Source organism: Chryseobacterium sp. c4a, assembly GCF_009900745.1.
In the GTDB taxonomy this organism is placed as follows: Bacteria; Bacteroidota; Bacteroidia; order Flavobacteriales; family Weeksellaceae; genus Chryseobacterium.
In genome coordinates, this window is the sequence record NZ_WXVU01000009.1 from 18717 (window position 1) to 31880 (window position 13164).

Below are 13164 nucleotides of genomic sequence, written 5' to 3' on the forward strand. Positions count from 1 at the left end.
ACGCAAAGTCGCAAAATTATTTGCCTACATAATGCTTTAAGGCGCAAAGATTTTATCTACGATAAAATTGAATACCCATAAGTAAGCCCCTCTCTTGCTGAGAATCTTTGATTTTCTTGCGCCTTAAAACATACACAATACATGATAAACCTTTGCGACTTTGCGTTTATCCAACAATCCCTATATTTATAATTAAAAAACAACAAATGACAGAAAATGAATTATCAAAAATTGTTTTTGATGCTGGTTTAAAAATCCATAAAAAGATTGGTTCAGGATTATTTGAACATGTTTATGAGGAATGTATGTTCTATGAACTAACAAAATCAGGATTCTTAATGGAAAGGCAAAAACTACTTCCTATTATTTATGAGGATTTAAAAATTGAAAATGCATTCAGGTTAGATCTAATCATAGAAAATAAAGTTATTTTAGAAATAAAAACAGTTGACTATATCAGTCCAATTCATAAAGCTCAACTGTTAACGTACTTAAAAATGACAAAATGTAAACTGGGGATGTTACTCAATTTTCAATCTGATGTTTTCAAAAATGGAGTTTCAAGAATTGTAAATAATCTATAAAAATTTGATAAAGTCAAATTCCATGCGCCTTAAAACAGTATTTTTGTAATACACTTTGCAACTTTACATTTTTAACCAACATCAAGCATGCATATACAAATAAAACAAGCTAATATCGGGTACAATAAAACATTAATTTCAAATGCTAGTGCAGAATTGAAACTTGGTGATGTTTGCCTGCTGATTGGAAATAACGGGGTTGGGAAAACAACTTTAATCAAATCTATTCTACATCAGATTCCATTATTAGATGGTGAAGTTTTAATTGACAATAAAAATGTAAAAAAGTTTTCTGTAAAGGAAATTGCGGAAAACATAGCTATTGTCTTTTCAAAATCGGTGATTCCGCAGCATTATACTGTTGAGGATCTTATTTCGTTGGGAAAATATATCTATTATCCATTTTATTTTGAATTAAAAAAGGAAGATCGTGAAGAAGTTGCTCATATCATCGAAGAATTGGATCTTACCCAATATAGATATACACTCCTTAAAAACCTTTCGGACGGAAATCTTCAGAAAGCATTTATTGGACGAGCTATCACCCAAAACTCACCTGTTATTATTCTTGATGAACCCACTACCCACTTGGATGAAAAAAATAAAATCATCATTCTTAAAACTCTAAGAAGATTAGCAAAAGAACAGAATAAACTTATCCTCTTTTCTTCCCATGACTGGCGATTAGCCAAAGAGTTTGCAGACAAAATATGGTACGTAAAAGATAGGCAGCTTCATGCTGGAATTGTAGAAGATATATTACTACAGCATGGTGAACTTACCAATGCTTCTTTATTTCAAGTAAACGAGAGTTTTATCCCACCGCACATCACTGCACCGCAGGTTCACAAAGAAATGCTCTATTCTTTGCTTCAAAAAAACTTCTCAAAAGACCTTTCTTTCTTAAATTTTGAATTTCAGAACAACTTTTGGGTAATTACTAATGATTCTCAGAAACAACAATGCGAATCCTTTGAAGAAATCATAAAATTCATCGGAAACATTTATTAATCAGTAGTTTTCTTTGATTATTTCACATACTATGCATGCATAGTATTATGCAAATCATACAATTTAACACATTTATTATCAGCTTATTAACAAAATTTAACGTTAATAAATACTATGCATGCATAATATTTACTAAATTTGGGTAAAACCATTAGCGCAAAAATGATGGATAATAATAAGGAAAAAATAGAAAACGTAGATTTAATTTTAAAGCAGACCTGGTTGGCTGTTTCTAAAATGTACACAGAGTTGGCTCAGGAACATGATTCCACGGCAGTACAAGCACTTACTCTTCTTAAAATTGATCCCAAAGAAGGAACGCGAAGTACGAATCTTGGACCTAAAATGGCCATAGAACCCACTTCCCTCACAAGAATCATTAAACTTCTGGAAGATAACGGCTATATCTATAAGGAGAAGACCACCACTGATAAAAGAGAGGTGATTATTAAACTTACAGATAAAGGATTAAATTCCAGAAATATGTCTAAGGAAGTTGTTGTCAGCTTTAATAAAAGGGTAATGGAAAAAATTACTCCTGAAAAGATGGATACTTTTAAAGAAGTGATGACTGAAATTATGAAAATTGCCAATGAACTTCTCAACAACAGAAAGTAAATTATCATGAACTACACGGTTCATATAACCTTATAAATAATAAAAAAATAGATATGAAAAGAAGAATCAAACATGTAACGGTTCTTGGTTCAGGAATTATGGGTAGCGGTATCGCAGCTCACTTCGCCAATATTGGTGTGGAAGTGTCACTTTTAGATATTGTTCCTTTTGAATTAAATGAAGCAGAACAGAAAAAAGGTTTGACTAAAGAAGATAAGGTAGTAAGAAACAGAATTGCTACCGAGAACTTCGAAAAACTAAAAAAAGCAAGTCCTGCACTTCTTTATTCCCCGAAGTTTGCAGATAGAATCAAAGTCGGAAATTTCGATGATGATTTACCAAAAATAAAAAATACAGACTGGATTATTGAAGTAGTTGTTGAAAGACTTGACATCAAAAAGTCTGTTTACGAAAAAATAGAACAATTCAGAAAACCGGGAACATTAATTTCTTCCAATACTTCAGGGATTCCAATTCACTTCCTGACAGAAGGAAGAAGCGAAGATTTCAAAAAATACTTTGCAGGAACTCACTTCTTTAACCCGGTGAGATATCTTCCTCTTCTTGAAATCATTCCAACGAACGATACAGATCCTGAAATCATAGACTTCTACATGAACTATGGTGCTAAGTTCTTAGGAAAGACTACCGTTTTAGCTAAAGATACTCCAGCATTTATTGCCAACAGAATTGGGGTATTCTCTATGATGGATCTTCTTCATAATGTACAAAAATTAGGACTTACCGTTTCTGATGTTGATAAATTAACAGGCCCAGTAATCGGTCGTCCAAAATCGGCAACATTCAGAACTGCAGATGTTGTAGGTCTTGATACGTTGGTAATGGTAGCCAATGGCGTTCGTCAAAGCGGTGCTGAAGCCAATGATTTTAATGATGTATTTGCTCTTCCTGCCTATATCCAGAAAATGATGGATAATAAATGGTTAGGTTCTAAGACTGAGCAAGGATTCTATAAAAAAGTGAAAAATGCAGAAGGTAAATCTGAAATTCACGGATTAAACCTTGATACTTTAGAATATGAACTTCAAGGAAAATCTTCATTCCCTACTTTAGAATTAACAAAATCTATCGATAAACCAATTGACAGATTCAAGGTATTAATCGGAGGTAAAGATAAAGCAGGTGAACTATACAGAAAATCATTAGGAGCATTATTCGCCTATGTTTCTCATAAAGTTCCTGAAATTTCCGATGAAGTTTACAAAATAGATGATGCTATGAGAGCTGGTTTCGGATGGGAAAATGGGCCATTTGAAATCTGGGATGCCGTAGGTGTTCAAAAAGGTATTGAATTAGCTCAGGATGCAGGATATCAAGTTTCTGATTGGGTTAAAAATGTAGAAACGTTCTATAAAGTTAATGATGAAGGACAAAGCATCTATGTAGATAAGAACTCGGGAGAATACAACAAAATTCCTGGCCAGGATGCCTTCATTATCCTAGATAATATCAGAAAAAACAAGACACTTTGGAGCAATTCAGGTTCAGCTATTCTTGATTTAGGTGATGGTATCATCAACTTCGAGATCCGTTCTAAAATGAACTCTCTTGGTGGCGAAGTTTTAGATGGATTAAACAGAGCTATTGATTTAGCAGAAAAAGAATATGACGGATTAGTAGTAGGAAACCAAGGGGCAAACTTCTCTGTTGGAGCTAACCTTGCCATGATTCTTATGATGGCTATTGAGCAAGATTGGGATGATTTGAATATGGCGATTGCTTACTTCCAAAAATCGATGATGAGAGTACGCTACTCCTCTATTCCTGTAGTTGTTGCTCCTCACGGAATGACCTTAGGTGGTGGATGCGAAATGACAATGCACGCAGACAGAGTGGTTGCAGCAGCAGAAACTTACATCGGACTGGTAGAAACCGGAGTGGGTGTAATCCCTGGTGGTGGTGGTACTAAAGAACTTGCTTTAAGAACTTCCAGAGAATTCCATAATGATGATGTTAAAAACAACAGACTTCGTGACGCTTTCATGAACATTGCTATGGGTAAAGTAGCTACTTCCGCTTATGAAGCTTATGACATGGGAATCCTTGAAAAAGGAAAAGACATCGTTTCCGTAAGCAAAAACAGACAGATTGCTGAAGCTAAAAAAGTGGCAAAACTATTAGCAGAACAAGGATATACTCAGCCTATTGAACAGAAAGTAAAAGTTCTTGGTAAAGACGCATTGGGAATGTTCTATGTAGGAACAGACCAGATGTTAACAGGAAAATATATTTCTGAACATGATAAGAAAATTGCAGACAAACTAGCTAATGTAATGGTAGGTGGAAACTTATCTGAACCAACAGTTGTTACAGAGCAATATTTATTGAATCTTGAAAGAGAAACCTTCCTTCAGCTTTGCGGTGAAAGAAAAACCTTAGAGAGGATTCAGTATATGTTACAAAATGGAAAACCGTTGAGAAATTAATTTGTACAATGTAAAAAGTATAATGTACAAAGTATTTTAATAATGTTTTAATGTTCAAATTATGCACAATTTTAGAGAGTTGGAGGTTTGGAAAAAAGCGATCGATTTAACTACTCTTTATTATAAATTTTCAAAGTCATATCCTAAAGATGAGCTTTTTGGCTTAATATCACAATCCAGGAGATGCATGGTTTCAATACCTTCAAACATTGCTGAGGGAGCAGGAAGAGGTAGCGATAAGCAATTTGTTCAGTTTCTTTCTATTGCTCTTGCTTCTTCGTTTGAGTTTGAAACACAACTCATTGTTGCAAAAAATTTAGAATACATTTCAACTGAAAACTACGATTTGGTTTTTAACGAATTAAAACATATTCAAAATATGCTTGTCAAATTAATCAATAATTTTAAATAACAATCAGGGTACATTGTACTTTGTACATTGTACATAATACTATAAAAAAATGAAAACAGCATACATCGTAAAAGGATTCAGATCAGCAGTAGGAAAAGCACCAAAAGGTTCTCTACGCTTTACTCGTCCCGACGTAATGGCAGCTACCGTTATCGAAAAATTAATGGCTGAGCTTCCGCAATTAGATAAAAACAGAATTGATGACCTTATCGTAGGAAATGCAATGCCTGAGGCAGAGCAAGGATTGAACGTAGCCCGATTGATCTCCCTAATGGGTTTAAATACTGATAAAGTTCCTGGAGTAACGGTAAACAGATACTGTGCATCAGGAAGTGAAGCGATTGCGATTGCTTCTGCAAAAATTCAGGCTGGAATGGCTGATTGCATCATTGCAGGAGGTACAGAATCTATGTCTTACATTCCGATGGGTGGTTACAAGCCGGTTCCTGAAACGGATATCGCAAAAACTAACCCTGACTACTACTGGGGAATGGGTTACACTGCTGAAGAAGTTGCAAAACAATATAATATTTCAAGAGAAGAACAGGATCAGTTTGCCTTTGAATCTCACATGAAAGCTTTAAAAGCCAATCAGGAAGGTAAATTTGCTAATCAGATTGTTCCGATCCCGGTAGAATATAACTTCCTTGATGAAAACCAGAAATTACAGACTAAGAAGTTCGATTTCTCTGTGGATGAAGGGCCAAGAGCTGATACTTCTCTGGCAGGTTTAGCTAAGCTTAGACCAGTATTTGCTAACGGAGGAAGTGTAACTGCCGGAAACTCTTCTCAAATGAGTGACGGTGCCGCTTTCGTAATGGTAATGAGCGAAGAAATGGTAAAAGAATTAGGTCTTGAACCGGAAGCAAGATTAGTAGCGTATGCTGCTGCAGGTCTTGAACCAAGAATCATGGGTATGGGGCCAATCTATGCAATTCCAAAAGCATTGAAACAAGCAGGTCTTGAATTAAAAGACATTGACTTGATCGAGTTAAACGAAGCTTTCGCATCACAATCAGTGGCTATCAAAAAAGAATTAGGACTAAATCCAGATATCTTAAACGTAAACGGAGGTGCTATCGCTCTTGGTCACCCGCTTGGATGTACAGGAACGAAACTAACGGTTCAGCTTCTTGATGAAATGAGAAGACGCGGAAATAAATACGGAATGGTTTCTATGTGCGTAGGTACCGGACAGGGAGCGGCTTCAATTTTTGAACTGTTATAGACTAAAAGAGTAAAGAATAAAGAGCAAAGACTATAATGAAACATAATTTCAAACATCTTAACATCTGGAAACTGTCCATTGAATTAGCTGATGAAATTTATGTTATTACAGATAGTTTTCCAAAAAACGAAGAATTTGGACTTAAGTCTCAAATTAGACGATGTACAGTTTCTGTAGCCTCTAATATTGCAGAAGGTTCAAGCAGAAGTTCAAACAAGGATTTTAATCGTTTTTTAGAAATAAGTCTTGGCTCTCTTTATGAATTACAAACCCAAATTATTATTTCGGGCAACAGAAATTATCTTGAAATTTCCAGCACAGAAATAATAGAAAATAAAATCACAGAACTACAGAGAATGATTTCTGGCTTTCAAAAAAATTTAACATTATAAGTCTTTATTCTTTTCTCTTTGTTCTTTAATCTAAAAAAAACAAAATAATATATGGCTACATTAAAAGGAGGTGAATTCCTAATCAAGGAAATTCCTGCAAACGAAATTTTCAGTATTGAAGAACTGAATGAAGAACAAAAAATGCTTCGTGATTCTGCGAAGGAATTTATAGATAGAGAAGTTGTCCCTCAAAGAGAGCGTTTCGAAAAGAAAGATTATGCCTTCACTGAAGAAACAATGCGTAAGCTTGGAGATATGGGAATGCTGGGAATCGCAGTTCCTGAAGAGTACGGAGGTCTTGGAATGGGCTTTGTAACAACAATGTTAGCTTGTGATTACATTTCCGGAACGACAGGATCATTGGCTACAGCTTATGGAGCACACACGGGAATCGGAACGCTACCAATCGTTCTTTACGGAACTGAAGAGCAAAAGAAAAAATACCTTCCGGACTTAGCTACTGGAACAAAATTCGGGGCTTATTGCTTAACTGAGCCTGATGCAGGTTCTGATGCCAACTCTGGAAAAACAAGAGCTAAGCTTTCTGAAGACGGAAAACATTATATCATCAACGGTCAGAAAATGTGGATCTCTAATGCAGGTTTTGCAGATACATTCACATTATTTGCTAAAATTGATGACGATAAGAATATTACAGGTTTTGTAATCAACAGATCTGAATTGGAAAACCCTGAAAGCTTAACTTTCGGTGAAGAAGAGCACAAATTAGGTATCCGCGCCTCTTCTACTCGTCAGGTATTCTTCAATGATATGAAAGTTCCTGTAGAGAACCTTTTAGGAGAAAGAAACAATGGTTTCAAAATCGCTTTAAATGCATTGAACGTAGGTCGTATCAAATTAGCGGCTGCTTGTTTGGATGCTCAAAGAAGAATTTTAAACCACTCTCTTCAATATTCTAACGAAAGAAAACAATTTGGAGTTTCTATCGCTACATTTGGAGCCATCAGAAAGAAGCTTGCTGAAATGGCAACTGGAGTTTTCGTAAGTGAGGCTGGTTCTTACAGAGCGGCGAAAAACGTTCAGGATAAAATTGATGAATTGGTAGCAGGTGGAATGGATCACCAGGCAGCAGAACTTAAAGGTGTTGAAGAATTCGCTGTAGAATGTTCAATCCTTAAAGTATTCGTTTCTGACCTTGCACAGCACACTGCTGATGAAGGAATCCAAGTATACGGAGGTATGGGATTCTCTGAAGATACTCCAATGGAAGCTGCATGGAGAGATTCAAGAATTTCAAGAATCTATGAAGGAACTAACGAAATCAACAGATTATTAGCTGTAGGAATGCTTATTAAGAGAGCAATGAAAGGAGAATTAGACCTTTTATCTCCTGCAATGGCAATCAGCAAAGAATTGATGGGTATTCCTTCATTCGAAGTTCCTGATTATTCAGCATTCATGAGCGAAGAGAAAGCGATTATCGCTAACCTTAAGAAAGTTTTCCTTATGGTTTCCGGAGCTGCTCTTCAAAAATATATGATGGATATTGAAAAGCAACAACACTTATTACTGAATGCTTCTGAGATCCTTAACCAGATCTATATGGCAGAATCTGCAATATTAAGAGCAGAGAAACACTTCTCTCCTGATTCTGTAGAAGCTGCAATGGCTCAATTGAACCTTTACAAAGCAGTTGAAAAAATCATCGTAGCGGCTAAAGAAGGAATTGTTTCTTTCGCTGAAGGAGATGAACAGAGAATGATGCTTTCAGGATTAAGAAGATTCACTAAGTATACTAATCATCCGAATGTGGTAGCATTAACTGAGAAAGTGGCTGCTCACTATATTGAAAAAGGAGCTTATTAGTCTCTATAACATAAATTTGATTTCAAAACGTCCCATTTGGGACGTTTTTTTTATTTTAAAAATCAATTATCAAAATTTTATTTTATCATTGCAGAGATATTTAATATAAGCATCCCCATGAAAACGTTTTTACTGATCCTTACTGTAGTTTCTTCTATTTTTGTTAAAAGCCAGGTGACAAGTCATCCACCAGCCGGAAAAGATCCTTCAATTGAAGAAAAAATTTATGGCAACAAAAAACCTTACGAACAAGCAGATATCCTTCCGCAATTTAAAGGGGAAATTACTGAGTTCAAAAAACTACTTTTTGAAAAACTAGATCTTAAAAAATTTAATAATAACAATACGTTTTATTTTTCTGAGCTCAGCTTTATTATTGAAAAAAATGGTTCTGTAAGTTCCATAAAAGCAGAAGGTGATGAAAAAGATTTTAATGCAGAAGTAATCAATGGATTTAAAAAAATGAAAACCGAATGGATAGCTGCGGGGACAGGCAATTGGAAAGTAAGATATCATGTAAGTGTACCTATCAGCTATAGCAACCCCCCATTAGCTAAAGGAACTACTGACAAATATAATTTTTTTGGAAATAAAAAAGTAAGTACCCTTGAAGTATTCGAAAATGTAGAACAAAGACCTTTTTACCAAAAGGGGGTTGAGAGTTTTAAAAATATAATTTTGTCCAAAATTGGGTCTCTTGCAGATTCTTATCCATTTACGATGTCTTTCGTAGTAGAAAGAGATGGACTATGTTCAGGGGTAAAAATTTCCGGTACGGATGAAGAAAAAAATGAGAAGATAAAAAGAGCCATTTTACCCATTAAAGAAATCTGGATTCCTGCTAAAATAAGTGGGCAAGCTGTAAGATGTAAGTATGGAATTGATTTTAATTAATCAATAATGTTTATTGGTTATAACTTTTTATTTTTTTATCTTTAATTTAAAAGTAGAAGCAATTCTATTTAAATAATAACCAAACCACAACTCAAAAAACTATTATCATGGGAAAATTTATTATTTCTAAAAGATCCAACGGCGAGTTTCAGTTCAATCTTAAAGCCGGAAACGGTCAGGTCATTTTAACCAGTCAAGGATATAGTACAAAACCTTCTTGTGAGAACGGAATCAGTTCTGTAAAAACCAATTCACAGGAAGATGCCAAATTTGAAAGGAATACGGCAAGAGACGGCAGATCTTATTTTAACCTTAAAGCCGGAAATGGACAAATCATTGGAACCAGCCAAATGTATGAATCCGATAACGGGATGGAAAATGGGATAGAATCCGTAAAAAACAACGCTCCCAATGCCTCTGTAGAGGATGAAATAAATTTGTAGAACAATCTTAAATAATCTCGATAAAAATGTCTTATATTTTTAAGGCATTTTCTATTTTTGTACTCTATTTTCATAGAAAAATGACAAAAGAAGAATTACTCAATAAAGCGATAAAGATTGCCGATAAGGCTCATAAAGGACAAACTGATAAATACCATGCACCTTATATTGCCCACGTTATGCGTGTTATGGAATATGGTAAAACTATTGATGAAAAAATCGTTGGTGTGCTGCATGATGTTGTAGAAGATCACCCACTGGAATTCAGTCTTGATTATTTAAGAGCAGAAGGATTTCCCGAATACATTATTTTTGCCATCAGCTGCCTTACCAAATTCGATCCGGAAGAAGACTATGATGATTTCATTAAAAGAACAGAAAGATCCCTTCTTGCAGTCGCAGTAAAAATTAATGATCTTCGCGATAATATGGATCTTAGAAGGGTAAACCGAGAGCTTACTCCTAAAGACATTAAAAGATTCAATAAATATCTTAAAGCCTATCGTTATTTGATAGAGAAATATTAATAAAAAAAACACAAATGACTAATAACCTGCCCAAAATTTCACATGCTTATCAATCTAAGCTGACTTCTGCTATTATATCGGTCTCAGCTTTTTTTCTGATGTATTTACTACTTATCCTCACTTCTCTCCTAATGGTTTTTCTATTAGGCTATGGCGGCATTCAGCTATTGAGGATTAAGGTAAACTATTTCACTATTTTTGGTGCTGTAGGACTATTTAGCATAGGAATTTTTGTATTTATATTTCTTATCCGATTTATTTTCAGAAAAAACAATTACAATACACACCATCTGATAGAAGTAACACGCTCTCATCAGCCTGAACTGTTTAATATGATCGACGACATTGTAAGAGAAACAAAAGTTCAGGCTCCTAAGAAAGTTTTTCTTTCACCCGAGGTAAATGCCAGTGTAAGCTATAATTCTATTTTCTGGAGTATGTTTCTGCCTGTAAAGAAAAACCTTACTATAGGCATGGGACTCATTAATACAACAAGTACTGGAGAATTAAGAACAATTCTTGCTCATGAATTTGGCCATTTTTCACAAAGAAGTATGAAAGTTGGCGGCTATGTAAATCAGGCTGAAAAAATTATTTTTGAAACCGTTTACAACAATAAAGATTATGAAAATTTCATCATAGAGTTTTCAGGGGGCAATGCCTTTTTTAAAATTTTCGGTCTTATCTCTGTAAGCTTCATCAATGCATTTCAATATATTCTTAAAAGTATTTCAAATTTTCTTTTTAAAAATCATGCTTCATTACAAAGGGAAATGGAATATCATGCTGATGCTATCTCAACATATATCACCAATCCTGAGGAGCAGATCTCATCCTTATTAAGATTAGAATTAAGTGATTCAGCACTTCATTATGCACTTCATTTTTATATGGAAAGCAATCAGAAATATCTTCCTAAAAACCTCTATGAAAACCAAACTTCTTTAATGAAAATTTTCAGTGAAAGAAATAATCATCCTTATGTAAATGGTCTTCCAAAGGTAGATATGGAAGATCTTACCCGATATAACAAATCTAAAATTGAAATTGAAGACCAATGGGCATCCCATCCCGATATTGCCAAAAGAGTGGAAAGGATCAAAAAAAATGAAACCCGAAATACAAGCAAAGATCACCAGCATGCCGGGGAACTCATAAAAGGATATGAAAATATATGCGAAGCGCTAACGTCAAAATACCTCACTCTATTAAATATTAAAAATGTTGGGGAAGTCATTGATGGTAACTTATTCACAACACTTTATCTGGAAAATAATCATCAGGAGCTGAATTCTCACTTTAACGGCTATTATCAAAGACATCATCCTATTTTAGCAAATATCGAAGTCATCATTCCGAATGCTGAATTTGAACCTCAATCTGATTTGTTCAGCGATAAAAAAGTGTCTCTTGTGTATGAAAAAGCAGGGATAGAACAAGATCTTCAGACTTTAAAATATTTAGCTTCCCAACCAAAAGAAATAAAAACATTCAGATATAATGGCATCCTACACAAGTCAAAAGATGCAGGAAGCATTATTCCACAACTTGAAAAAGAGCTTATCAATGTAAAAACAGAACTTCATGAAAACGATAAATCCATCTTCCAATACTACTATCACATCTGCAATGATAGCCAGCGGATGGTTTTAATAAATCAATACAAAAAAATGGAGGCTATAGACAAAGAATTCGATGTGTTTCAGGAAAGCCTTAATGATTTTATCGGATACTTACAGTTTATGGCGACTACATTACCTTTTGAAGAAATCCGAAAACACAGAGCACAGCTTTTGAAGGCAGAAAAACCTTTTAAACAAAAGATCAGCAACCTTTTGGAAGGTTCAGCTTACAAAGAATTGATCACTGCTGAAGAAAATGATCTTCTTCAGCAATATGTAAATGCTGAGTATATCTATTTCAATAATGACCGATATCTTCAAAATGAAGTGGATTCAGTAATGTTATTGATTGAAAAATACCAGGCTCTTTTAACTACTTATTACCTTAATACGAAGCAGGAGCTATTAAATTTACAGTCAGATTTAGAGAAAGTATCTTAATCCGCTCCAGGGAAATCGTAGGTCTTCACATGGTGCCCCGTATCATCAATATTGATATTTAAAGCCAGATAAATAAAATGTAGATTTTTATTCCCTTTCGCTTCAAATTCACGTTGCCAAAGGTATCCTGTTGCGATTCCAAAATAATCATCGATCTGATAGCCGAAACCGCCATAAACTCTATTTCTGGCAAAAGTAGGCTTCATCGGGGATACAAAAAAGATCTCATCATAAGCATTTGCAAAAACAGTTCCTTTTTCTATCGTTTTAGAGTTTAACGGAACGCTTATATTCAGACGGTAACGGTAACGCATCCTTTGCGAAGTATTATCAGTTTGAGGCTCATAAAACCAGCTTTTTTCCACACGGAAACGGTTTTCAAATTTCACAATCCCCTTTTTGATATCAATAATATCCTGAAGCCATACCCTGAACTCTTCCTTGCTTAGCTTGTGATCTTTATAGTTCACATACCTTCCAAGTCCGATGAATGGTTTATGATTTTTGGTAAGGTTATACCCTAATCCTCCTTTCACTTCATAATAATCCGGATAAGAATACTCTTCGTTACCTCGAAGCTGGCCTTCACCATAGAGGAAAAATTTAGGATGAAATTTATAGGTTAAAGTCACTGCATTGAAGCTGGAAATATGTTCCTGTGCTTTGAAGAAAGATAGACTAAGAAGTAAACTTAAACCTATAAAACGTTTCATAAAAA

Annotated in this window: 13 protein-coding genes; 12 read left to right on the plus strand and 1 reads right to left on the minus strand. The window is 34.7% G+C overall.

Annotation, left to right across the window (positions count from 1 at the left end; translation table 11 throughout):
- Positions 1–206 precede the first annotated feature (206 nt).
- The 12 genes from GTR01_RS12955 (at position 207) to GTR01_RS13010 (ending at position 12446) form a co-directional block, all read left to right on the plus strand.
- The gene (locus GTR01_RS12955) at positions 207–584 is read left to right on the plus strand and encodes a GxxExxY protein (protein WP_160138260.1); all 378 of its coding nucleotides are present in this window, start codon (positions 207–209) and stop codon (positions 582–584) included.
- An 87-nt stretch (positions 585–671) separates the two neighbouring features.
- Positions 672–1595 (plus strand): ABC transporter ATP-binding protein, encoded by a 924-nt coding sequence (locus GTR01_RS12960; protein ID WP_160138261.1) that lies wholly within the window; start codon positions 672–674, stop codon positions 1593–1595.
- Positions 1596–1760: 165 nt separating this feature from the next.
- The gene (locus tag GTR01_RS12965; RefSeq protein ID WP_160138396.1) at positions 1761–2213 is read left to right on the plus strand and encodes a MarR family winged helix-turn-helix transcriptional regulator; all 453 of its coding nucleotides are present in this window, start codon (positions 1761–1763) and stop codon (positions 2211–2213) included.
- Between the two features lie 53 nt (positions 2214–2266).
- Positions 2267–4660: a 3-hydroxyacyl-CoA dehydrogenase/enoyl-CoA hydratase family protein gene (locus GTR01_RS12970; protein ID WP_160138262.1), complete on the plus strand. Its 2394-nt coding sequence runs from the start codon at positions 2267–2269 to the stop codon at positions 4658–4660.
- 61 nt (positions 4661–4721) lie between these two features.
- Positions 4722–5072: a four helix bundle protein gene (locus tag GTR01_RS12975; protein ID WP_160138263.1), complete on the plus strand. Its 351-nt coding sequence runs from the start codon at positions 4722–4724 to the stop codon at positions 5070–5072.
- Positions 5073–5121: 49 nt separating this feature from the next.
- A complete protein-coding gene (locus tag GTR01_RS12980; protein ID WP_160138264.1) occupies positions 5122–6300 on the plus strand; it encodes an acetyl-CoA C-acyltransferase in 1179 nt (392 codons plus the stop codon).
- A gap of 35 nt (positions 6301–6335) precedes the next feature.
- Positions 6336–6692, plus strand: a complete 357-nt coding sequence (locus tag GTR01_RS12985) for a four helix bundle protein (protein ID WP_160138265.1) — start codon at positions 6336–6338, stop codon at positions 6690–6692.
- 51 nt (positions 6693–6743) lie between these two features.
- On the plus strand, positions 6744–8519 hold the full coding sequence (locus tag GTR01_RS12990; RefSeq protein WP_160138266.1) for an acyl-CoA dehydrogenase family protein: 1776 nt from the start codon (positions 6744–6746) through the stop codon (positions 8517–8519).
- A gap of 117 nt (positions 8520–8636) precedes the next feature.
- On the plus strand, positions 8637–9413 hold the full coding sequence (locus tag GTR01_RS12995) for a hypothetical protein (RefSeq protein WP_160138267.1): 777 nt from the start codon (positions 8637–8639) through the stop codon (positions 9411–9413).
- A 107-nt stretch (positions 9414–9520) separates the two neighbouring features.
- Positions 9521–9856, plus strand: coding sequence for a YegP family protein (locus tag GTR01_RS13000; protein ID WP_160138268.1), 336 nt, complete (start codon positions 9521–9523; stop codon positions 9854–9856).
- Positions 9857–9936: 80 nt separating this feature from the next.
- Entirely contained in the window at positions 9937–10383 is a 447-nt protein-coding gene (locus GTR01_RS13005) for a phosphohydrolase (RefSeq protein WP_160138269.1), read from the plus strand.
- A gap of 14 nt (positions 10384–10397) precedes the next feature.
- Positions 10398–12446 (plus strand): M48 family metallopeptidase, encoded by a 2049-nt coding sequence (locus tag GTR01_RS13010; protein ID WP_160138270.1) that lies wholly within the window; start codon positions 10398–10400, stop codon positions 12444–12446.
- Here GTR01_RS13010 and GTR01_RS13015 read toward each other — a convergent pair.
- Complete coding sequence (locus GTR01_RS13015; protein WP_160138271.1) at positions 12443–13159, minus strand: DUF2490 domain-containing protein; 717 nt, start codon at positions 13157–13159, stop codon at positions 12443–12445. The two genes, GTR01_RS13010 and GTR01_RS13015, sit on opposite strands and share 4 nt — an antisense overlap.
- Positions 13160–13164: the final 5 nt, after the last annotated feature.